The organism is Bradyrhizobium canariense, assembly GCF_018130465.1.
In the GTDB taxonomy this organism is placed as follows: domain Bacteria; phylum Pseudomonadota; class Alphaproteobacteria; order Rhizobiales; family Xanthobacteraceae; genus Bradyrhizobium; species Bradyrhizobium canariense_C.
On the sequence record NZ_JAFCKJ010000001.1, the window covers coordinates 644,652 to 666,217 of the forward strand.

Here is a 21,566-nt window from a genome sequence, read left to right on the forward strand (position 1 = left end):
TCCCGTCAGCCGATCTGGTCAAGGAATGTGTCGAACTTGCCCTTCCAATCCAGCGCCTTGTTGATGTCAGTGACGGTAGAATTCGGATAGGCGCAATAATAACCGTCGGTTTCGATGGCGCTTCCAAGAATGTAATCACGCAGCTTGGGATAATCGCGCGCTCCCGGATATCCTTCGCAATGGCCCCAGATCGCGTCGATTCCATCGGGCGCCCGCTCGGCGAAATCGCGCATGTAGTCTTCGACGCTGCCGTCAAAATTCGTTGCAAAGAACAAACGCGTATCATCGTCGAAAATGACCCAGCGCACGATATGGATGGTGCCGAGAGAAGAGATTTTACCGCCGTTTGCACCGGTCAGCCCCTGAAGTGTCTTGCGTAACGCTTCGGCATGACCGGGAACGATCTTGGTGATTGCGGTCAGGGCGCTGATCTTACCCGTGGTCAGGACGACGCTCATGGCAATTCCTCCCTGTTATCCGCCAGAACCGTTGCGAACGGCTCAATTGCGGCGTGGCTGCATGTATTCCCTCAATTGCTTCACGCCTGTATCTTAGCACAATTACAACTACAATTTGTGATCTGCTTCACTGGTCTCCCGACAATCCCGGCCGCGGCGGGCTACGCCAGGCGAATGCGGCTGCGCCGCCCGGCTCGGCGACCAGGTGCAGGCGCGACTACGGCGCGGCATATGCCGGTCATGGAATAGTGTGCGGGTTACGCAGCTGTCTCCACATCGTCATTGCGAGCGCAGCGAAGCAATCCAGACTGTCTCCGCGGAAAGATTCTGGATTGCTTCGCTGCGCTCGCAATGACCGAGTGTGGGCGCGCTCGCTCTTCAAATCGGCGCATCAACTCGCGGCGGTGCAGTAGCCCGGATGGAGCGCAGCGTAATCCGGGACAGCGTTCCCGCGCTCGGCTCCATGCGCTACGACCTCAAAACACCTTCTGCTCCGCTCGTGCCAGCGAGAACCCGTGCTGCATGGCGTTGAAACACGTCAGTCCCGTCTGCTCCGACCGGCACGTGAATCCCGCCCGCTGCCACACCTCGCGATAGGCGAGCACGGGCAACGACGGGTCCATGATGGTGTCGCCGGCGCAGATGCGGCCTGCGGCTCCTTTCGCGTTCATCTCGAAGGCGTTGCCCCATTCGAGCTCGCAATCGGCCGGCCGGCGCGGGCGCGTGTCCAAGTTCATGATGTCGCAGCGGAGCGCGCCTTGGCCGTTGTCGGTGAAGAACTGGCAGGCGATGTTTTTCGACGGCGTCAAAAAGCCGATCGGGCGGTCCTGCGCATGAACGAGGCTCGCGGCGGCGAGCAGGGCAAGCACTGTCAATGATCGCAGGTACATTTCAAAAACTCCTTGCTGGTCGCCGAACATTGATTCCGCGTCGTTGCAGGAAGCGCAATGCTCTCCTGCCGAGATTCTTGTTGCGGCCGACGCGCATTGGCGATGAACTGATCGGCCCCGTCGTGTCCAATGCCTGTGAAGAGCGAGAGCCATGTTCCTGATCGGCCAATATGATTCCCCCTTCGTCCGCCGCGTCGCGATCGCGCTGAGGTTTTATGGCCTCGCCTTCGAGCACCGGCCGTGGTCCACCTTCGGCGATGCCGACAAGATCGCGCCCTATAATCCGCTGCGCCGCGTGCCGACCCTGGTGCTCGACGACGGCGAGGCGCTGATCGAGAGCACGGTCATCCTCGATTATCTCGACGAGCTCGCAGGCGAGGCGAAGGCGATGCTGCCGCGCAGCGGCGCCGAGCGGCGGCGTCACCTGCGGATCTGCGCGCTCGCTTCCGGTCTTGGCGACAAGGCGGTCAGTCTGCTCTACGAGCGCGTGCTGCGGAAGGAGCAGCTCACGCTGTGGGTCGAGCGCTGCCAGGCGCAGATTGTTGACGTGCTCGGCGTGCTGGAGGCCGAGCGCGCCAAGGTGACGACGCCATACTGGCTGGGTGACCGCATCGGCCACGCCGACGTTGCAGTGGCCTGCGTCGTGCGTTTCACCCGCGAGGCGCACCCGCTTCTGTTCGATCCCTCGCGCTATCCCGCGCTGTCGGCTCACGCCGACGCTTGCGAGGCGCTGGCGCCGTTCCGGGAGATCGTGCAACCGCTGGCACCGCCGAAGGGGTGAGCCTTTTTCAATCTCTCTCCGCGGGCGGCAGGGCAATTGCCTATGAAGAAACATATGGCTGGAAGCTCGACTGCGGCCATCCTTCGAGACGCCCGCCTGCGGCGGGCCCTCAGGATGAGGGACGAGTATGCGGCAGCATTTGACGCAGATGGATGCAACGGAGCCTCATCCTGAGGAGGCCGCGAAGCGGACGTCTCGAAGGACGAGGCGCTCGCTCAGGCGCCGCTGAGACGTCATATGCGATTGCCCTGCCGCTAGCGAGGAGAGGCGCGGCTACGCAAACCCGACCTTGATCAGGATTGTCAGGAAAAGGCCGCCGACGACCGCGCAGATCGCGGCACCGATCAGCGGCCCCAGCGCGCCGTCGCGGCTTGCAGGCTCCAGCACGGCTTGTCCGGGCTGGTCCGGATCGTAATAGACCTGGACGCTCTGCCCGGGACGATATTTCGCCGCGGCCTCTGCGGCGACCTCGCGCAGCCCGGAGATCATGGTGCCGCCCCAATCGACTTCTGTGCCGATGAAGTCGCGCTTGCCGACCCTGTAGGCGTAGCGCAAGGCGACCTGATAGCGGTGGACAAGCTTTGAAGTCGTCGGTCTGTTGTCGTGGTCGGTCTTCTCCTCGATGATCTCCTCGATCACGTCGCAGCGCGTGACCCTGCCCGACGCGGTCGGCCAGCGCAGGCTGGCGCTCGCCAGCCGGCGCGCCCGGACATACTCGGCGACGCAGAACACGCCGCCCACGAGCACGATGATCGGCAGCGCGAACGCGAACAGCGGGACGCCATTGTCGGCGTAGAGCACGTGGCCCGCGAACGAATGCGCGGTCAGGGTGGCGGCGATGACGCCGAACACCATCGTGAACGCCATCAGCGCCGTGACGTTCTGCGCTGCGGCAGGCTCCAGCAGCGCCTCGGTCGGTTGCCTCGGATCGACATGGACGTCGACGTGGGCGCCGACCGGATAACGTCCGGTCAGTTTTGCGGCCAGGACCCTCGTCGTGATGGTGGGGCCGCCGACAAAGATCTTGTCGCTTTCGAGCTCCTGGCCGCCGGCCTGATAGCGATAGCGGATGATGGGCTTGGCGTCGTTCCGATCGTCCGAGGCGTGTGCCGCCAACTGGTCGACCCGGGAGACCGTGATGATGCCCTCCACCTTGTCCCAGCTCCGCGCCGCCAGCATTCTGCCCCGCATGCGGACCAGGTTGAACAGCGTCAATCCAAACAGCAGCACTGCGATGCCGGCGGCAATCTGTGTCCACATCATTTGTTGGGCGTTCAGCATCCGATTCCCCTGCGCTTCGGCGGCGACCGCCATTGGTCGCGGCGAGCGCGCTTCGCGTTCACGGCCGGGGTGAGGTGCGGCGTCGATCCTACTTCCGCGTACAGGGCTTGATCTCGCCCGTCGCGTTCTTCAGGACGATCGGGTTGGGCGACAGCCTGATGCCGAAGAACAGTTGAGAGCCCGACACCTTGTCGTCCGACCCCTGGTGGGCGTCCAGCTCGAGCTTGGCTGCGATCTCGGAGGTCAGCTTGGCCCGCTCCTCCATCGAAATCTTGTTGTGGTACTTGATCTCGTAGACGACATCGGCCTCCAGCACGGACCGCGTCTGGCACACGACGCCGCCGCTCGAAACGTTCAGGGTCACCGCGTCCTCGCACTCGGCCTTCAGCAAGGCATTGCGGGTCGAGATCAGCGACTCGTCGGAAATCAGCAGGATGTTGGCGTTCTCGAGCTTGAGGTGGATCGAATCGACCTGCTGCATGCCGGCGACGGCGGACAGCTTGTCCCTGACCTGCGCGGACACGTCGAGATTCTTCTCGAGCGACTGCTTCAGGTCGCGGTCCACGGTCGGCGATTTCTGGATCTTGCCCGTCAGGAGCGCGGGATCGACATCGCAGGTCGGATGCAGCTCCAGCCGACCATTGCTGAGATATTCGATCGTGTTGATGGTGCCGGGGCCGCCGAACGTGCTCGGTGGCACCACCTCGAAATATCCGGTCTCGGAGAGGATGGCCGTGATCGTCTGCTTCTTGCGCGGGAAACCGACCCAGGCTGTGACCATCACCAGGGCGATCGCGACAAAAACTCCGCTACCAAGCCAAAGCCATTTGCGGCTTGCTACTTGCCTGGGCAGCACAACTGACTTCGCTCGCCGCATGGCACGTAGCCTTTCGGACAGTCCGCCGAGGCAATCGCTGGCAGCACGACAAGAACGATCGCGGCGACGAACAGTGCAATGAACTGCTTCATATGTTCGATCCCAAGGAGACCACAAGCAAACCGTCGGTTTGAAGGTAGTAGGCCGAGAGAGTAGCGAATCAAGGTTGAGCGGACAAGTGATCGAGTTCACACCGTCAGGTTCCCGCGAGGCGCATCCGCAGCTGTTCGATGCCGTGCGTCGTCCGGTACAGGCTGAGCATTTGCTTCACCAATGTCGCCCTGGCGAAAGCCAGGACCCATTACTCCAGCGAACAATTTGGCGAAGATTGGTCGTTCGGCTTTGCCAGCGATCGTCACCGATGGATCACGCGGTATGGGTCCTCGCTTTCGCCAGGACGACACCGAACGGACGACACCGAACGTGTGGCACGCGCCCGCGATCGTGACGGACTAGGCAGCGAGTATCAAACGGGCGCGGTGGGTGATCGTGCATTCATACAGGTGTTTTGCCCGACGCCGCAAGTCGTTTCGGTAACGCCGAAAAATTATCGAGCTTTTTCAACCCCATGCCTACTGTGCATGGGGTTGATTTCTCGTTTTTTGTTTGGAGGGCGCCTAAACCGCGCCCGCGCGCTTCTTCTGCCAGACCAGGTGCACCGCGCAGGTGCAGCCCGGCGGATGCGAGGCGAGATCCTTCGACGTCTCGTCATTCGCCGGCGTTGCCACGAACGCCGCTTTGTCGCTCGCGCTCTCTCGCGCCGGGATGTAGTTCAGGATCGGCGCGAGCCAGCGCTCGGCCTCGGCGACCGTCATGTCCTTGCGCGCAGCGTAATCCTCGACCTGATCGCGCTCGATCTTGCCGACGCCGAAATAATAGCTCTCGGGACTAGCGAGATAGAGCCCAGACACGGAAGAGCCCGGCCACATCGCAAAGCTCTCGGTCAGCTTCACGCCGGCGGTGTTCTCGGCGTCGAGCAATTCGAACAGCGTGGCCTTCTCGGTGTGATCGGGCTGCGCGGGATAGCCGGGGGCGGGACGGATGCCCTGGTACTTCTCCAGGATCAGATCGTCGGGGGAGAGCGCCTCGTCCGGCGCATAGGCCCAGAACTCGCGGCGTACGCGGGCATGCATGCGCTCGGCGAAGGCCTCCGCAAGGCGGTCGGCCAGTGCCTTGCACAGGATCGAGGAGTAGTCGTCATTGGCCATCTTGAAGCGGTCGGCAACCACATCCTCGCCGATGCCGGCGGTGACGACGAAGCCGCCGACATAGTCGGGCACGTCGGTGCCGGCAGGCGCGACGAAGTCCGACAGCGCCGCGTTGAAACGGCCCTCGCGCTTCTCGAGCTGCTGGCGCAGCGTGTGCAGCGTCGCGATCGTCTTGGTCCGGCTCTCGTCGGCATACAGCACGATGTCGTCGCCCTGCGCATTTGCCGGCCAGAAGCCGACGGTGGCCCGTGCCCGGAACCATTTCTCCTTGACGATCAGGTCGAGCATCTTGCGCGCGTCGTCGTAGAGCGAGCGCGCGACCTCGCCGACCTTGGCGTCGTCGAGAATGGCGGGGAAGCGCCCGGCGAGCTCCCAGGTCTGGAAGAACGGCGTCCAGTCGATATAGGGCACCAGCTCGGCGAGATCGTAGTCGTCGAAGCTCCTGGTGCCGAGGAAGGTCGGCTTCACCGGCTTGTTCGCGGCAAAGTCGACCGGCACGCGGTTGGCACGGGCGGTCGCCAGCTTCAGCCGCTTCTTGTCGGCCTGGGCGCGCATATGCGCGTCCGAGATCTTTGCGTATTCGGCGCGCACTTCGGCGGCATAGGCCTCGCGCCTCTCGGGCGACAGCAGCGCAGAGGCGACGCCGACGGCGCGGCTGGCGTCGTTGACATGCACCACGGGGCCGGCGCGATAGCTCGGGTCGATCTTGACCGCCGTATGCACGCGGCTCGTGGTGGCGCCGCCGATCAGCAGCGGCAGCTTGAGGCCTTCGCGCTGCAATTCGCCGGCGAAGAACGCCATCTCGTCGAGCGAGGGCGTGATCAGGCCGGACAGCCCGACGATGTCGGCCTTCTCCGCCTTCACGGTCTCGACGATCTTGGCCGCAGGCACCATCACCCCGAGGTCGATGACCTCGTAATTGTTGCACTGGAGCACGATGCCGACGATGTTCTTGCCGATGTCGTGGACGTCGCCCTTGACGGTCGCGAGCACGATCTTGCCGGCGGAGGATTTTGCATCGCTGTCGATGCCGCTGGCGCGATTGCGCGCCTTCTCCTCTTCCATGAACGGCATCAGCCAGGCGACAGCCTGCTTCATCACGCGGGCGGATTTCACCACCTGCGGCAGGAACATCTTGCCGTCGCCGAAGAGATCGCCGACCACGTTCATGCCCGCCATCAGCGGTCCCTCGATCACGTCGAGCGGACGCGTGGAGGCCTTGCGGGCCTCTTCGGTATCCTGCTCGATGAACTCGGTGATGCCGTGCACCAGCGCGTGCGACAGCCGCTTCGCCACCGGCCATTCGCGCCAGGCAAGATCGGCTTCCTTGGTCTGGGTCTTGTTGCCGCGGAATCGTTCCGCGAGCGCCAGCAGGCGCTCGGACGCACCGGGGTCGCGGTTGAGGATGACGTCCTCGCACACTTGGCGCAATTCGGCGTCGATGTCGTCATAGACGATCATCTGCCCGGCATTGACGATGCCCATGTCCATGCCGGCCTTGATGGCGTGATACAGGAACACCGAATGCATGGCCTCGCGCACCGGCTCGTTGCCGCGGAACGAGAACGACAGATTGGACACGCCGCCCGAGATGTGCGCGCCCGGCAGATTCTTGCGGATCCAGCGCGTCGCCTCGATGAAGTCGACGCCGTAATTGTTGTGTTCCTCGATGCCGGTTGCGATCGCGAAAATATTGGGATCGAAGATGATGTCTTCCGGCGGGAAGCCGACGCGGTTCACCAGGATGTCGTAGGCGCGCTTGCAGATCTCGGTCTTGCGGGCGAACGTGTCGGCCTGGCCGACCTCGTCGAACGCCATCACCACGACGGCCGCGCCGTGGCGGCGGGCGATCTTGGCCTCGAAGATGAACTTCTCCTCGCCTTCCTTCATCGAGATCGAGTTGACGACCGGCTTGCCCTGCACGCATTTCAGGCCGGCTTCGATCACGGAGAATTTCGAGGAATCGACCATCACGGGGACGCGGGCGATGTCGGGCTCGGCGGCGACGAGGTTGAGGAAGGTCACCATCGCGGCTTCCGAGTCCAGAAGACCCTCGTCCATGTTGACGTCGATGATCTGCGCGCCGTTCTCGACCTGGTCGCGCGCGACCTGCAGCGCGGCGGTGTAGTCGCCGGCGGTGACCAGCTTGCGGAAGCGGGCGGAGCCGGTGACGTTGGTGCGCTCGCCGACGTTCACGAAGGGAATCGCGTCGGTCAGGATGAACGGCTCGAGGCCGGAGAGCCTTAAGCGAGGTTCGATCTCCGGCACGATGCGCGGCTTGTGCGGCGCGACCGCGGCGGCGATCGCCGCGATATGGTCCGGCGTGGTGCCGCAGCAGCCGCCGACGATGTTGACGAGGCCATCACGCGCGAACTCGCCGACCAGGCGGGCCATGTATTCCGGGGTCTCGTCATACTGGCCGAATTCGTTGGGCAGGCCGGCATTGGGATAAGCACAAACAAGCGTGTCGGCGACGCGGCCGATATCGGCGATATGCGCGCGCAGATCTTCCGCGCCGAGCGCGCAGTTGAAGCCGATGGTCACGGGCTTTGCGTGCTGTACCGAATGCCAGAACGCTTCCGGCAACTGGCCGGACAGCAGGCGGCCGGATTTGTCGGTGATGGTGCCCGACACCATCACCGGCATGTCGATGCCGCGCTCCTCGGTGATCTCGGCGATCGCGTAGAGCGCCGCCTTGGCGTTCAGCGTGTCGAAGATGGTCTCGACCAGCAGCAGATCGACGCCGCCGTCGAGCATCCCGTTGATCTGCTCGCCATAGGATTTGCGCAGATCGTCGAACGTGACGGCGCGGTAGCCGGGATTGGAAACGTCGGGCGAGATCGAGGCGGTGCGGTTGGTCGGTCCGATGGCGCCGGCGACGAAGCGCGGCTTGCCGTCCTCGGCCTCGACGCGGCGTGCGGCGTTGCCGGCGAGGCGGGCGCCTTCGCGTGCCATCTCGTAGACGATGTCGGTGAGATCGTAATCGGCCTGCGCGATCGAGGTCGTCGAGAAGGTGTTGGTCGCGACGATGTCGGCGCCGGCACGCAAATAGGCGGCGTGGATGTCTTCGATCGCCTGCGGCTGGGTCAGGATCAGGAGGTCGTTGTTGCCGCGCAAGTCGCGATGGAAGTTCTTGAAGCGCTCGCCGCGGAAGGCGGCCTCGTCGAACTGGAGATTCTGGATCATCGTGCCCATGGCGCCGTCGAGCACGAGAATGCGTTCGCGCGCGGCGTTGAGCAGGGCGGTTCGCTTGGGAGAGGTGGACTTGGGAGAGGTGGATACGGTCATGGTGTCTTAAGCCGCCTTCTGCGCGCTCTTGGCGCGGATGCCGAGCAAATGGCTGATCGCGAACACGAGATCGGCGCGGTTCATGGTGTAGAAATGGAAGGTGTCGACGCCGTTCTTCGCCAGCTTCTGCACCTGGCCGGCCGCGACGGTCGCCGCCACCAGCTTGCGGGTCTCGGCGTCGTCGTCGAGCCCCTCGAACTTCGCGGCGAACCAGTCCGGCACGGAGGTGCCGGCGCGGGTGACGAAATTGCGAGCCTGCTTGAAATTGTGCATGGGCATGATGCCCGGCACGATCGGGATGTTGATCCCACGCGCGCGGACGCGGTCGAGATAGCGGAAATAGAGGTCGTTATCGAAGAACACCTGCGTGATCGCGCGGGTCGCGCCCGCATCGACCTTGGCCTGCAGCGTGTCGATATCATCGTCGAAGTCGCGCGCCTCGGGGTGCTTCTCGGGGTACGCCGAGACCGACACCTCGATATCGCCGTGCCGCTTCTTGATGCCGGCGACGAGGTCGGCGGAGCTCTGGTAGCCATCGGGATGGCTGAAATAGGCCGTGCCGATGCCGCCCGCAGGATCGCCGCGCAGGCCGACGATGTGGCGGACGCCGACCTCGTGATAGCGGTCGACGATCTCGTCGATCTCGCCGCGCGAGGCGCCGACGCAGGTCAGATGCGCGGCCGGCAGCAGCGCGGTCTCCTTGAGGATGCGCGAGATGGTCGAGTGGGTGCGCTCACGGGTCGAGCCGCCGGCGCCATAGGTCACCGAGACGAATTTCGGGTCGAGCGGGGCCAGCCGGTTGATGGTGTCCCAGAGATTGCGCTCCATATCTTCCGTCTTGGGCGGAAAGAACTCGAAGGAGATCGCAGGCCGCTTCATGTGCCCGTCTTGCCCGTCGGTGTGGGCAGGCGTCGTCACGTCAGTCATGGGCACCACTCACTCCAAGGGCTCGCCGGGTCGTTGGCGGCCGGCGTCAGGTCTAGATTGGAAGAGGCTAGGATATGCCAAAGCGGTCGCGCTCGACAGCCCATCGGAGATGGGAAGTAGCCCACTTTGGCTTTGTTGGCATGAAATATTCGATGATTTAGAAGCGAAGTGGGAAGTTCATTTTGTTATAAAAGATTAAATATATCAGTTATATAGAGAGATTTTGCGGATTATCTGACGCGACTTTATCGAGTGGGCAACATGAAAATAATGTTGCCGGAGCGATCGTTGTCCCAACACTGCGGCGCGGTTTGGCGCGCGGGCCCCAGGCCTGCACGTCAGATCTGCGCGCCCTGCCCATTGCCGCTGCGCCGCCCTCCACTACGTTAGCGCGCCATGATCCCGCTCTCAGTCCTCGACCTCTCCGTCGTCACAACCGGCACAAAGCCCGCCGCGGCGCTGCGCAACAGCATCGACCTGGCGCGCCATGTCGACGGGCTCGGCTATGTCCGCTACTGGCTCGCCGAGCATCACAACCTCGCCTCCGTCGCGAGCCCGGCGCCCGACGTGATGATCGGGCAGATCGCCGCGGTGACGACGCACATCCGCGTCGGCTCCGGTGGCGTGATGCTGCCCAATCACGCGCCGCTGGTCGTGGCCGAGCGCTTCAAGATGCTGGAGGCGCTGTTTCCCGGCCGCATCGATCTCGGCCTCGGCCGCGCCCCCGGCACCGACGGTGCCACGGCCTATGCGCTGCGTAGCCGGCTCGACCGTCGTGAAGGCGACGATTTCCTCGAGCGGCTGCACGAATTGATCCTGTGGCAGACCCGGGAATTCCCCTCGGGCCATCCCTACCACAACGTCGTCGCGATGCCCGACGATACGCCGTTGCCGCCGATCTGGCTGCTCGGCTCCAGCGATTATTCGTCGGAGCTCGCCGCGCAGGTCGGCATGGGCTTCGCATTCGCCCATCATTTTGCGTCGCACGATGCGATCGATGCGATGGTGCATTATCGCAATCGTTTTCAGCCCTCGGCCTGGAGCGCGAGCCCGCGCGCGATCCTCGCGGTCGCCGTCATCGCGGCCGACACGGATGAGGAAGCCGAACGGCTCGCCGCGTCTTTCGACCTCAACCGCCTGCGCCGCGACCGCGGCCAGTATCTTCCGTTGCCGAGCGTGGAAGAGGCGCTGGCCTATCCCTATACCGACTCGGAGCGCACTTCGATCCAGCGCAACCGCTCGCGCCTGTTCGTCGGCAGCCCTGCAACCGTGCAGAAGACGCTCCAGCCGCTGATCGACGCCAGCAAGCCGGACGAGTTGATGGTGATCACCGCCGTCTATGATCACGAGGCGCGAAAGAAATCGTATTCACTGCTGGCGAAGGCGTTCGGGCTGAAGGCGGTCGAATAAAGCTCTCGTGCCCCGGACGCAGCGCAGCGCCCCTATGACGGTGCGCTGCAGAGCCGGGGCCTATCGCGCCCTGCGTTTCGTGGCCTCTGGATCCCGGCTCGCGCTCCGCGCGTCCGGGACACGAGGCTACTCCATCGTCGCGCGGAACGGGTGACCCGGATAAACGCCGACGATGCGGAATTCGCGCGAGAAGAATTTCAGCTCCTCGATGGCGAAAGCAAGACCCTTGTCATCGGGATGGCCGTCGACGTCGGCGTAAAACTGCGTGGCGAAGAAATTGCCGTCGACCATGTAGCTCTCGAGCTTGGTCATGTTGACGCCGTTGGTGGCAAAGCCACCGAGCGCCTTGTAGAGCGCGGCCGGCAGATTGCGCACCCGGAATACGAAAGTCGTGACCAGCGGACCGGAGCCCTGTGCGGCCCATTTCGGCTCGCGCGCCAGCACCACGAAGCGCGTGGTGTTGTGGGCCTCGTCCTCGATGTCCTCAGCCAAAATGTCGAGGACGTAGATCTGCGCGGCGAGGCGTGAGGCGATCGCGGCGACGGACTTGTCGTTGCGTTCGGAGATGTCGCGGGCGCTGCCGGCGGTGTCGGCGTGCACGATCGGCTTGATGCCGAGCTTGCGGATGATGCGCCGGCACTGGCCGAGCGCATGCACATGGCTCTCGACGCTCTTGATGTCTTCGATCTTGGTCCCCTTCACCGCCATCAACTGATGGCGGACCGGCAGAAACCATTCGCCGATGATGAAGAGGCCGGAGGCCGGCAGCAGATGATGGATGTCGGCGACGCGGCCCGCGACCGAATTCTCGATCGGGATCATGCCGAGATCGGCCTCGCCCGACGAGATCGCCGACAGTGCGTCCTCGAAGGTGGCGCAGGGCATCGGCTCGGCGTCGGGATAGGCCTCGACGATGGCGATATGGGAATTAGCCCCAGGCTCGCCCTGGAATGCGATTTTCAGCTTGCTCATGCTCGGCCTTGTAACAGCGGCTCAGGATTTGGAAAGGATGCTGCGGGCGGTTTCCAGGTCCGCCGGCGTGTCGACCCCGCGGGGCACGGTATCGACAATGGTGAAGTCGATGCGCATTCCGGCCTCGAGCGCCCGGAGCTGTTCGAGCTTCTCCTGCAATTCCAGCGGCGAAGGTGGCAGCGAGACGTAGCGCTCCAGCGCGGCGCGGCGATAGGCGTAGAGGCCGATATGGTGGTAGCGCGGCCCGTCGCCGGTCGGCGCGGTCGCGCGGGTGAAATAAAGTGCGCGCATGCGTCTGCCGCCGAGCGAGGTTCCGATCGCCTTCACGACGCTCGGCGCGAGGTCCTCCTCCTCGGTGTGGATTTGCGAAGCCAGCGTTGCGATATCCACGGCGGGGTCCTGCAGCGGCGGCAGCACCTCGCGGATGTTGTCGATCGTGATCGTCGGGAAATCGCCCTGGAGATTGACCACGATCTCGGCCTTGCCGTCCGGATCGAGCTTCTGCATGGCCTCGTGGATGCGGTCGGAGCCGGAGGGGTGCTCCGGGCGGGTCATCACGGCCTCGCCGCCATGGGCGGTCACGACGGCGGCGATCTCCGCGGTGTCGGTTGCGACCGCGACCCGGCCTATCCCGGCGGCCTCGGCACGGCGCAGCACATGCACGATCATCGGCTGCCCCGCGATATCGGCGAGCGGCTTGCCGGGCAGGCGGGTGGCGGCCATGCGGGCCGGAATAAGCACCAGGATGCGGGGATCGATCATCGGTTCAAGGGCCTGGAAACGGTGCGTTTTCCGCGCCGAGAAATGGGGTGGGGACGGGCGTGAAGCCCGCTCGCTTATACGGGTTGCCAGACCCCGGGCAAACCGATATCTCAATGGCAAAACTCGGGGAAACAATAAGGAACGTTGATTCTCCGAGGCTCGTCCTGGCGGCCATTTTGGGCCGCTCGATCCTTCTTGCGGTGTGGGGCCTGGCCGGAAATGGACTCTTTCGAACTGAACAAGATTCTCGGTGCCGTGCTCGGCACCTGTCTCATCCTGCTGGTGACGAGCTTCACCGCGAGTGCGCTGTTCTCGCCCAAGATGCCGGAAAAGCCGGGCTTCGAGATCGCCGTGAAGGAAGACGCCGGTCACGGCAAGGAAGGCGGCGCTGCCGCCGCGGCCTCCGAGCCCATCGAAAAGCTGCTCCAGACCGCCTCGGTCGAGAAGGGCGCTTCCGCCGCCAAGAAGTGCGGCGCTTGCCACACCTTCGAGAAGGGCGGGCCGAACCGTGTCGGTCCGAACCTTTATGGCGTCGTCGGCGAGGCAAGGGGTGAGGGCCGTAACGGCTTCAACTTCTCGGCCGCCATGAAGGCCAAGGGCGGCACCTGGACGTTCGACGATCTCAACAAGTTCATCACCAGCCCGAAGGGCTTCATCCCGGGCACCGCGATGGGCTTCGCCGGCATTCCCAAGGATTCCGAGCGCGCCGACGTCATTGCCTATCTGAATTCGCTGTCGGAGCATCCTAAGCCGCTGCCGACGGCCTCGAAATAAGGCGTCAAAAAAACTTCTTGGAATATGCGGCCAGGCTGAAAAGCCTGGCCGTTTGCTTATCCGGGCCTCGCGGTGACGTTATCGGGGCGTTTGGCCGCAGCAATCCGCTCGCGGGGCTTCCAAGATGAGGAAAAAGCAACATATTCCGTCGAAACCTCGCCTATATTGGGAACTTAAAGGAGTAGCCTCCTTCAAGACAGGAATGTTGATTTGGCCATTACCCGACGCGATCTCCTGCTCACTGGCACCGCTGCCGCAGCGCTCCCCGCCCTTGGTTCCGTAGCGGGCCTTCCCGTCGTCGGCGCGGCGCACGCGCAATCCGCCGGCGAGCTCGCCTGGCGGCACGCTCTGTCGCTGTTCGGACAGGTCAAGTACCCCGCGGACTTCAAGCGCTTCGACTACGTCAATCCGGAAGCGCCCAAAGGCGGCGTCGCGCGCCAGATCGCCGTCGGCACATTCGACAATTTCAACATCGTCGTCTCCGGTGTGAAGGGGCAAGTCGCCGGTGCTGTGGCATTCATCTATGAATCGCTCCTGACACCTGCGCTCGACGAAGTCTCGACCGAATACGGCGCACTGGCCGAGGCCGTCAGCCATCCCGACGATTTCTCCTTCGTCACCTATCGTCTGAGGCCGCAGGCTAAATGGCATGACGGCAAGCCAGTCACCGCGGACGACGTGATCTTCTCGCTCGATTCATTCAAGAAGCACCACCCGATGTACTCGGCTTATTACAGCCATGTGGTGAAGGCCGAGAAGGTCGGCGAGCGCGAGGTAAAGTTCGTGTTCGACGCACCGGGCAACCGCGAACTGCCGCAGATCGTCGGGCAGCTCACGGTCCTGCCGAAGCATTGGTGGGAGGGAACGGATGCGCAGGGCCGCAAGCGCGATGTCTCCGCCACCACGCTCGAAGTGCCGCTGGGTTCGGGCCCCTACAGGGTCAAGGAATTCGTTGCCGGACGGTCGATCGCGCTGGAGCGCGTCAAGGATTATTGGGGGCGCGACTTCGCCGCCAATGTGGGCCGTAACAATTTCGACGAGCTGCGCTACGAGTATTTCCGCGATGCCACTGTCGCGATCGAGGCTTTCAAGGCCGATCAAGTCGATTGGCGCACCGAGAACAGCGCGAAGAGCTGGGCAACAGCCTACGACTTCCCGGCCGTCACCGAAAAGCGCGTGATCCTCGAGGAGTTCGCCAATCGCAGCTCGGGCGTCATGCAGGCCTTCGTGCCGAACCTGCGCCGCGCCAAATTCAAGGACCCGCGCGTGCGTCGTGCGCTCAACTACGCGTTCGACTTCGAGGAGATGAACAAGCAGATCTTCTACGGTCAGTACAAGCGCATCAGCAGTTATTTCGACGGCATCGACGAACTGATGGCGACCGGTTTGCCGCAGGGAAAAGAGCTCGAGATCCTCGAGACCGTCCGCGCCGAAGTCCCGCCCGAAGTCTTTACGACAGCCTATAGCAATCCGGTCGGAGGCAGTCCGGAAGCCGTGCGCGACAATCTGCGCGAGGCGCTGCGCCTGTTCAAGGAAGCCGGCTACGAGGTGCGCGACCGCAAGCTGATCGACGTCAAGAGCGGCGCCCAGTTCTCGCTTGAATTGCTGAACTCGGATCCGAGCTTCGAGCGGATCACGCTGTTCTACAAGCCGTCGCTGGAACGGCTCGGCATTGCCGTCAGCGTGCGGACGGTCGATCCGACCCAATACGAGAACAGGACTCGTGAGTGGGATTTCGACATCGTCACCAACTCCTGGGGCGAGTCGCAGTCGCCGGGCAACGAGCAGCGCGAATTCTGGTCGTCGAAGACGGCTGACATCGCCGGTTCACGCAATATTGCCGGCATCAAGAACCCGGCGGTCGACAAGCTGATCGAGCGGGTGATCTACGCCAAGGGTCGCGACGATCTCGTCGCGGCAACCAAGGCACTCGATCGCGTGCTGCTGTGGAATCACTACGTGGTGCCGCAGTGGACCTATTCGAAGGTACGCACCGCGCGCTGGGACCGCTTTGGCCGGCCGTCGGAGTTGCCCAAATACGGTCAGTCCGGCTTCCCGTTCGTCTGGTGGTACGACGCAGACAAGGCGGCGCGGATCGCAAAGAAGTCGTGAAGGACGCTCCCCGCATGACGCAGATGTCACGCCGCCATGTGCTTGCCCTGGGTGCCGGCGGCGCGTTCAGCGCCGCCTGGCTGGGGGGCGCGACAGCGTCCGAAATGCCCGCCGAGGCTCACGGCATGTCGGCCTTCGGCGATCTCAAATATCCGGCCGACTTCCGCCAATTCGACTACGTCAATCTCGATGCGCCGAAAGGGGGAACGTTCTCCCTCATTCCATCGGTGCGCGCGTATAATCAGTCCTACCAGACCTTCAACTCGCTCAACGCCTTCATTCTGAAGGGGGACGGCGCGCAAGGCATGGACATGACGTTTTCGCCGCTGATGGTGCGGGCAAGCGATGAGCCCGACGCGATGTACGGGCTTGCCGCCAAATCCGTGCGGATATCGTCGGACAAGCTGATTTATCGCTTCACCATGCGGCCCGAGGCGAAATTCCACGACGGCACCAGGCTCACCGCGCACGACGCGGCGTTTTCGTTGACGGCGCTGAAGGCCAAGGGCCATCCGCTGATCATCGTGCAGATGCGTGACATGGTCAGCGCGGAAGCGATCGACGATGCGACCCTCGTCGTCACCTTCGCCAAGGGACGCGCGCGCGACGTGCCACTCTATGTCGCGGGACTGCCGATCTTCTCGAAAGCTTACTATGCCTCCCGTCCGTTCGACGAAACGTCTCTGGAGATCCCGCTGGGTTCGGGGCCGTACAAGGTCGGCAAGTTCGAGGCCAACCGCTACATCGAATACGAGCGCGTCAAGGACTGGTGGGCATCCGATCTTCCGGCCTGCCGGGGCAGCTACAATTTCGACGTCGTGCGGTACGAATTCTACCGCGACCGCGATGTGGCCTTCGAAGGTTTCACCGGCAAGAACTATCTCTACCGCGAGGAGTTCACCTCCCGCCTTTGGGCGACGCGTTACGATTTTCCTGCCGTGAAGGACGGTCGCGTCAAGATGGAGGTCGTGCCCGACGACACGCCTTCCGGTGCGCAAGGATGGTTCATCAACACGCGGCGCGACAAGTTCAAGGATCCTCGCGTGCGCGAGGCCCTGATCAATGTCTTCGACTTCGAATGGACCAACAAGACCATCATGTACGGTGCCTACGCGCGCACGGTGTCGCCGTTCCAGAACTCTGATCTCATGGCGAGCGACGGGCCGCCGCCGCCGGAAGAGCTGAAGCTGCTGGAGCCGTTTCGCGGCCAGGTTCTCGACGAAGTCTTCGCCGCGCCCTTTACGCCGCCGGTCTCTGACGGCTCCGGGCAAGACCGCAGCCTGTTGCGCAAGGCGCAGCAACTGCTCAGCGACGCCGGCCTGCCGATCAAGGACGGCAAGCGTACGCTGCCGAACGGAGAGGTGTTCAGAATCGAGTTCCTGTTGGACGAGCCTTCGTTCCAGCCGCACCATGCGCCCTATATCAAGAATCTCGCGACGCTCGGCATCGAAGCGAGCGTGCGCCTCGTCGATGCCGTGCAATACAAGGTGCGTCAGGAAGATTTCGATTTCGACATGACGATCCAGCGCTTCAGCATGTCGGCGACGCCGGGCGATGCCATGCGCTCGTTCTTCTCGTCGCAGGTCGCGGCAACCAAGGGCTCATACAATCTCGCGGGCGTCGCCAACCCGGCGATCGACGCCATGATCGAGAAGATCATGGCGGCCGACAGCCGTGAGGAATTGACTATCGCCTGCCGCGCCTTCGATCGCCTGTTCCGTGCCGGCCGGTATTGGGTGCCGCAATGGTATAACAAGACGCACCGGCTTGCTTATTGGGACCAATTCGGTCATCCGCAGAAGCTGCCGCGTTATGCCAACGGCGTCGGCGCCCCCGACATCTGGTGGCATGATGGCGGCAAGGCCGCCAAGCTCGAGCAGGCGAAATAGCCATGAGCGCCTATATCGCCCGCCGCATCCTGCTGATGATCCCGACCTTGCTCGGGATCCTCTTCGTCTCCTTCATCGTCGTGCAGTTCGCGCCGGGCGGCCCGGTCGAGCGCGTGATCGCGCAGCTCTCGGGCGCCGATACCGGCGGGACCTCGCGCATTTCGGGCGGCAGCGACTTTGCGCAGCGCGCCCCGGGGCAGTTAGGGGCCGGCGGCGATGCCATCAACTCGAAATATCGTGGCGCGCAAGGCCTCGATCCCGATTTCATCAAAAAGCTGGAAGTGCAGTTCGGCTTCGACAAGCCGGCCCCGGAGCGCTTCGCGCTGATGGTGTGGAACTTCGCCCGCTTCGATTTCGGCAAGAGCTATTTTCGCGACGTCAGCGTCCTGCAGCTCGTCAAGGAGAAGTTGCCGGTTTCGATCTCGCTCGGCATCTGGCTGACGCTGCTGACCTACCTGATCTCGATTCCGCTCGGCATCCGCAAGGCGGTCAGGGACGGAACGCGTTTCGACACCTGGACGTCGAGCGTGCTCGTGCTCGGCTACGCCATTCCCGGCTTCCTGTTCGCGATCCTCCTGATCATCCTGTTTGCCGGAGGCTCGTTCTTCAACTGGTTTCCGCTGCGCGGATTGACCTCAGACGGCTGGTCGCAATTCCCCTGGTACTGGAAGATCATCGATTACTTCTGGCATTTGACGCTGCCGCTGATCGCCATGGGGCTCGGTGCGTTCACCACCATGACGTTCCTGACCAAGAACTCGTTTCTGGACGAGATCCGCAAGCAATACGTGATGACCGCGCGCGCGAAAGGCTGCAGCGAGAACCGGGTGCTCTATGGTCACGTCTTCCGCAACGCGATGCTCATCGTCATCGCCGGCTTTCCCAGCACCTTCATTCACGCCTTCTTCTCGGGCTCGCTTCTGATCGAGACCATCTTCTCGCTGGACGGACTGGGGCTGCTCAGTTTCGAAAGCGTTCTCAACCGCGACTACCCCGTTGTGTTCGGCACGCTCTTCATCTTTTCGCTCGTCGGCCTCGTGATCAACCTGATCTCCGACCTGACCTATATGTGGATCGATCCGCGGATTGATTTCGAGGCGCGGGAGGTCTGATGACGCTGGCCGCCCCCACCACCCCGATCGAAACCACTGCGAAGTCGCCGCTCGGCGATGCCGTGCCGATCACGCGCAAACCGTTCGTGCCATCGCCGCTCAACAGGCGGCGCTGGCAGAATTTCAAGGCGAACCGGCGCGGCTATTGGTCGTTCTGGATCTTCATGATCCTGTTCGTGGTGTCGCTGTTCGCCGAGCTGATCGCCAATGATCGGCCGTTCCTGATCAAATATGACGGCCACCTCTATTGGCCGTCCGTTGTCACCTATTCGGAAACCACTTTCGGCGGCGACTTCGAAACGGCGGCCGACTATCGCGATCCCTTTTTGCAGAAGCTGATCAGGGACAAGGGCGGCAGCATCGTCTGGCCGCTGATCCGCTACTCCTACGACACCCACAATCTCGATCTGCCGACGCCGGCGCCGTCGCGGCCGACCTGGATGCTGACGGAAGCGCAGTGCAAGCCTGTGGTCGAGAAGAAAGGCCTCAAGAGCTGCCGCGATCTCGAATACAACTGGCTCGGCACCGACGATCAGGGCCGCGACGTGGTGGCGCGGCTGATCTACGGCTTCCGCATCTCGGTGCTGTTCGGCCTCTGCCTGACCATCGTCTCCTCCATCGTCGGCATCGCGGCCGGCGCGGTGCAGGGCTATTTCGGCGGCTGGATCGACCTGTTGTTCCAGCGTTTCATCGAAATATGGACTGCGATCCCCTCGCTCTATCTGCTGCTGATCCTGTCCTCGGTGCTCGTGCCCGGTTTCTTCGTGCTTCTCGGCATCCTGCTGTTGTTTTCCTGGGTGTCGCTGGTCGGACTCGTGCGCGCGGAATTTCTGCGCGGGCGCAATTTCGAGTACATCCAGGCGGCGCGGGCGCTCGGCGTGTCGAACAAGGTCATCATGTTCCGGCATCTGTTGCCGAACGCGATGGTCGCGACCATGACGTTCCTGCCGTTCATCGTGTCGAGTTCGGTGATGACGCTGACGGCGCTCGACTTCCTGGGGTTCGGACTGCCGCCCGGCTCGCCGTCGCTCGGCGAGCTGCTGTCGCAGGGCAAGTCCAACGTGCAGGCGCCTTGGCTCGGTTTCTCCGGCTTCTTCTCGGTCGCGATCATGCTGTCGCTCTTGATCTTCATCGGCGAGGCCGTGCGCGACGCCTTCGATCCGCGCAAGACGTTCAGGTAAGCCAATGGACGCGATCAACCAGCCCCTGCTCAGCGTGCGCGACCTCTCGGTGGCCTTCCACCAGGGCGGCGCCACCACGCTCGCCGTCGACAAGATCTCGTTCCAGATCAAACGCGGCGAGTGCGTGGCGCTGGTCGGCGAGTCCGGCTCCGGCAAGTCGGTCAGCGCGCTCTCGATCCTCAAGCTCTTGCCCTATCCGAACGCCTCGCATCCCTCGGGCAGCATCCGCTTCAAGGGACAGGAACTGATCGATCGGTCGGAGCAGGAGATGCGCGAGATTCGCGGCAGCGACATCTCGATCATCTTCCAGGAGCCGATGACCTCGCTCAACCCACTGCACACGATCGAGGCGCAGATCGGCGAGATCATCCAGCTGCACAATTCGACCAGCAATGCCGAGGCGCGCAGGCGGACGCTGGAATTGCTGACGCAGGTCGGCATTCCCGAGCCTGAAACGCGGCTGAAGAGCTATCCGCACCAGCTCTCCGGCGGCCAGCGCCAGCGCGTGATGATCGCGATGGCGCTCGCCAACGAGCCGGACCTCCTGATCGCGGACGAGCCGACCACGGCGCTCGACGTCACCGTGCAGGCGCAGATCCTGACGCTGCTCGCAGAGATCCGCGGCCGGCTCGGCATGAGCCTGCTCTTCATCACCCACGATCTCGGCATCGTGCGCCGCATCGCCGACCAGGTCTGTGTCATGAAGGGGGGCGAGATCGTCGAGCAGGGGCCGGTCGAGCAGGTCTTCAAGAGCCCGAAGCATCCCTATACGCGCGACCTGCTCGCCGCGGAACCGAAGCCGGATCCAGCGCCGCCGCAGCCGGATGCACCGGTGGTGATGTCGGCCGACGACCTGAAAGTCTGGTTTCCGATCAAGCGCGGGTTGATGCGCAAGACGGTCGGTCACATCAAGGCGGTCGACGGCGTCAGCATCGCCGTGCGCAAGGGCGAGACGCTCGGCGTTGTCGGCGAGTCCGGCTCGGGCAAGACCACGCTGGGGCTCGCATTGCTGCGGCTGATCTCCTCGAACGGACGCATCGTGTTCCTGGGAAAAGATATCCAGGGTCTGCGCTTCAAGGAGATGCGGCCGTTCCGGCGCGACATGCAGATCGTGTTCCAGGATCCGTTCGGCTCGCTCAGCCCGCGCATGTCGGTCGCCGACATCGTCGCCGAGGGCCTCACCGTGCATCAGCCGAAGCTCTCGCGCGAGGAGCGTGAGGAGCGCGTCGTCAAGGCGCTCGAGGACGTCGGACTGAAGCCGGATACCCGCTACCGTTATCCGCATGAATTCTCCGGCGGCCAGCGCCAGCGCATCAGCATCGCGCGGGCGGTGGTGCTGGAGCCGGATTTCGTCGTGCTGGACGAGCCGACCAGTGCGCTCGACATGCTGATTCAGGCGCAGATGGTCGATCTGCTACGTGAATTGCAGCGCAGGCGCGATCTCACCTACATGTTCATCTCGCACGATCTGCGCGTCGTCGCCTCGCTCGCCAGCCATCTGATCGTGATGCGCGGCGGCAAGGTGGTCGAGGAAGGCCAGGCCGCCGAGCTCTTCAAGAACCCGAAGACGGATTACACGCGCGCGCTGTTTGCGGCGGCGTTCCGGCTGGAGACTGCGGGGAACGGGTCGGCGGCGATGTAGCG

17 protein-coding genes are annotated in these 21,566 nt (G+C 63.5%); 8 read left to right on the forward strand and 9 right to left on the reverse strand.

What is annotated here, in order from left to right; all coding sequences use genetic code 11:
• Nucleotides 1–5 precede the first annotated feature (5 nt).
• Nucleotides 6–458: a hypothetical protein gene (locus JQ591_RS02760; RefSeq protein WP_211394518.1), complete on the reverse strand. Its 453-nt coding sequence runs from the start codon at nt 456–458 to the stop codon at nt 6–8.
• A gap of 476 nt (nt 459–934) precedes the next feature.
• Nucleotides 935–1,378 (reverse strand): DUF6636 domain-containing protein, encoded by a 444-nt coding sequence (locus tag JQ591_RS02765; RefSeq protein WP_249136357.1) that lies wholly within the window; start codon nt 1,376–1,378, stop codon nt 935–937.
• Between the two features lie 121 nt (nt 1,379–1,499).
• Between JQ591_RS02765 and JQ591_RS02770 the strand changes: the two genes are divergently transcribed.
• Nucleotides 1,500–2,129: a glutathione S-transferase family protein gene (locus JQ591_RS02770; RefSeq protein WP_211394519.1), complete on the forward strand. Its 630-nt coding sequence runs from the start codon at nt 1,500–1,502 to the stop codon at nt 2,127–2,129.
• A gap of 273 nt (nt 2,130–2,402) precedes the next feature.
• Here JQ591_RS02770 and JQ591_RS02775 read toward each other — a convergent pair whose 3' ends face one another.
• From JQ591_RS02775 to metF, 5 genes are all read right to left on the reverse strand, one after another.
• The gene (locus JQ591_RS02775) at nt 2,403–3,410 is read right to left on the reverse strand and encodes a DUF3592 domain-containing protein (protein ID WP_249136359.1); all 1,008 of its coding nucleotides are present in this window, start codon (nt 3,408–3,410) and stop codon (nt 2,403–2,405) included.
• An 88-nt stretch (nt 3,411–3,498) separates the two neighbouring features.
• The gene (locus tag JQ591_RS02780) at nt 3,499–4,191 is read right to left on the reverse strand and encodes a hypothetical protein (RefSeq protein ID WP_249136462.1); all 693 of its coding nucleotides are present in this window, start codon (nt 4,189–4,191) and stop codon (nt 3,499–3,501) included.
• 56 nt (nt 4,192–4,247) lie between these two features.
• Entirely contained in the window at nt 4,248–4,379 is a 132-nt protein-coding gene (locus JQ591_RS35565) for a hypothetical protein (protein ID WP_283817684.1), read from the reverse strand.
• Between the two features lie 525 nt (nt 4,380–4,904).
• On the reverse strand, nt 4,905–8,783 hold the full coding sequence (gene metH, locus JQ591_RS02785; protein ID WP_211394522.1) for a methionine synthase: 3,879 nt from the start codon (nt 8,781–8,783) through the stop codon (nt 4,905–4,907).
• Nucleotides 8,784–8,789: 6 nt separating this feature from the next.
• Nucleotides 8,790–9,710 carry a methylenetetrahydrofolate reductase [NAD(P)H] gene (gene metF / locus JQ591_RS02790; RefSeq protein WP_211394803.1) on the reverse strand — a complete coding sequence of 307 codons (921 nt, stop codon included), beginning with the start codon at nt 9,708–9,710 and terminating at the stop codon, nt 8,790–8,792.
• Nucleotides 9,711–10,106: 396 nt separating this feature from the next.
• On the opposite strand from metF, the gene JQ591_RS02795 reads away from it, so the two are divergent.
• Nucleotides 10,107–11,120 (forward strand): LLM class flavin-dependent oxidoreductase, encoded by a 1,014-nt coding sequence (locus tag JQ591_RS02795; RefSeq protein ID WP_211394523.1) that lies wholly within the window; start codon nt 10,107–10,109, stop codon nt 11,118–11,120.
• A 126-nt stretch (nt 11,121–11,246) separates the two neighbouring features.
• Here the strand turns inward: JQ591_RS02795 and JQ591_RS02800 are convergent, their stop codons facing one another.
• Both JQ591_RS02800 and JQ591_RS02805 read right to left on the reverse strand, forming a co-directional pair.
• Nucleotides 11,247–12,092 carry a prephenate dehydratase gene (locus JQ591_RS02800; RefSeq protein WP_211394524.1) on the reverse strand — a complete coding sequence of 282 codons (846 nt, stop codon included), beginning with the start codon at nt 12,090–12,092 and terminating at the stop codon, nt 11,247–11,249.
• A 21-nt stretch (nt 12,093–12,113) separates the two neighbouring features.
• Nucleotides 12,114–12,854 carry a 3-deoxy-manno-octulosonate cytidylyltransferase gene (locus JQ591_RS02805; protein ID WP_211394525.1) on the reverse strand — a complete coding sequence of 247 codons (741 nt, stop codon included), beginning with the start codon at nt 12,852–12,854 and terminating at the stop codon, nt 12,114–12,116.
• Nucleotides 12,855–13,073: 219 nt separating this feature from the next.
• On the opposite strand from JQ591_RS02805, the gene JQ591_RS02810 reads away from it, so the two are divergent.
• The 6 genes from JQ591_RS02810 (at nt 13,074) to JQ591_RS02835 (ending at nt 21,564) form a co-directional block, all read left to right on the forward strand.
• Nucleotides 13,074–13,628: a c-type cytochrome gene (locus JQ591_RS02810; RefSeq protein ID WP_211394526.1), complete on the forward strand. Its 555-nt coding sequence runs from the start codon at nt 13,074–13,076 to the stop codon at nt 13,626–13,628.
• A 210-nt stretch (nt 13,629–13,838) separates the two neighbouring features.
• The gene (locus tag JQ591_RS02815; protein WP_211394527.1) at nt 13,839–15,740 is read left to right on the forward strand and encodes an extracellular solute-binding protein; all 1,902 of its coding nucleotides are present in this window, start codon (nt 13,839–13,841) and stop codon (nt 15,738–15,740) included.
• Nucleotides 15,741–15,754: 14 nt separating this feature from the next.
• Nucleotides 15,755–17,629 carry an extracellular solute-binding protein gene (locus JQ591_RS02820; protein ID WP_211394528.1) on the forward strand — a complete coding sequence of 625 codons (1,875 nt, stop codon included), beginning with the start codon at nt 15,755–15,757 and terminating at the stop codon, nt 17,627–17,629.
• Between the two features lie 2 nt (nt 17,630–17,631).
• Nucleotides 17,632–18,741, forward strand: coding sequence for a microcin C ABC transporter permease YejB (locus JQ591_RS02825; protein ID WP_007605353.1), 1,110 nt, complete (start codon nt 17,632–17,634; stop codon nt 18,739–18,741).
• The gene (locus JQ591_RS02830; RefSeq protein WP_211394529.1) at nt 18,741–19,922 is read left to right on the forward strand and encodes an ABC transporter permease; all 1,182 of its coding nucleotides are present in this window, start codon (nt 18,741–18,743) and stop codon (nt 19,920–19,922) included. Before JQ591_RS02825 ends, JQ591_RS02830 begins: the two co-directional genes overlap by 1 nt.
• A gap of 4 nt (nt 19,923–19,926) precedes the next feature.
• The gene (locus JQ591_RS02835; protein WP_211394530.1) at nt 19,927–21,564 is read left to right on the forward strand and encodes an ABC transporter ATP-binding protein; all 1,638 of its coding nucleotides are present in this window, start codon (nt 19,927–19,929) and stop codon (nt 21,562–21,564) included.
• Nucleotides 21,565–21,566 lie beyond the last annotated feature (2 nt).

Coding starts and splice junctions, on each gene's coding strand:
- JQ591_RS02760 (WP_211394518.1), bottom strand. CDS start 458: ATGAGCGTCGTCCTGACCACGGGTAAGATCAGCGCCCTGACCGCAATC.
- JQ591_RS02765 (WP_249136357.1), bottom strand. CDS start 1,378: ATGTTCGGCGACCAGCAAGGAGTTTTTGAAATGTACCTGCGATCATTG.
- JQ591_RS02770 (WP_211394519.1), top strand. CDS start 1,500: ATGTTCCTGATCGGCCAATATGATTCCCCCTTCGTCCGCCGCGTCGCG.
- JQ591_RS02775 (WP_249136359.1), bottom strand. CDS start 3,410: ATGCTGAACGCCCAACAAATGATGTGGACACAGATTGCCGCCGGCATC.
- JQ591_RS02780 (WP_249136462.1), bottom strand. CDS start 4,191: ATGGTCACAGCCTGGGTCGGTTTCCCGCGCAAGAAGCAGACGATCACG.
- JQ591_RS35565 (WP_283817684.1), bottom strand. CDS start 4,379: ATGAAGCAGTTCATTGCACTGTTCGTCGCCGCGATCGTTCTTGTCGTG.
- metH (WP_211394522.1), bottom strand. CDS start 8,783: ATGACCGTATCCACCTCTCCCAAGTCCACCTCTCCCAAGCGAACCGCC.
- metF (WP_211394803.1), bottom strand. CDS start 9,710: ATGACTGACGTGACGACGCCTGCCCACACCGACGGGCAAGACGGGCAC.
- JQ591_RS02795 (WP_211394523.1), top strand. CDS start 10,107: ATGATCCCGCTCTCAGTCCTCGACCTCTCCGTCGTCACAACCGGCACA.
- JQ591_RS02800 (WP_211394524.1), bottom strand. CDS start 12,092: ATGAGCAAGCTGAAAATCGCATTCCAGGGCGAGCCTGGGGCTAATTCC.
- JQ591_RS02805 (WP_211394525.1), bottom strand. CDS start 12,854: ATGATCGATCCCCGCATCCTGGTGCTTATTCCGGCCCGCATGGCCGCC.
- JQ591_RS02810 (WP_211394526.1), top strand. CDS start 13,074: ATGGACTCTTTCGAACTGAACAAGATTCTCGGTGCCGTGCTCGGCACC.
- JQ591_RS02820 (WP_211394528.1), top strand. CDS start 15,755: ATGACGCAGATGTCACGCCGCCATGTGCTTGCCCTGGGTGCCGGCGGC.
- JQ591_RS02825 (WP_007605353.1), top strand. CDS start 17,632: ATGAGCGCCTATATCGCCCGCCGCATCCTGCTGATGATCCCGACCTTG.
- JQ591_RS02830 (WP_211394529.1), top strand. CDS start 18,741: ATGACGCTGGCCGCCCCCACCACCCCGATCGAAACCACTGCGAAGTCG.
- JQ591_RS02835 (WP_211394530.1), top strand. CDS start 19,927: ATGGACGCGATCAACCAGCCCCTGCTCAGCGTGCGCGACCTCTCGGTG.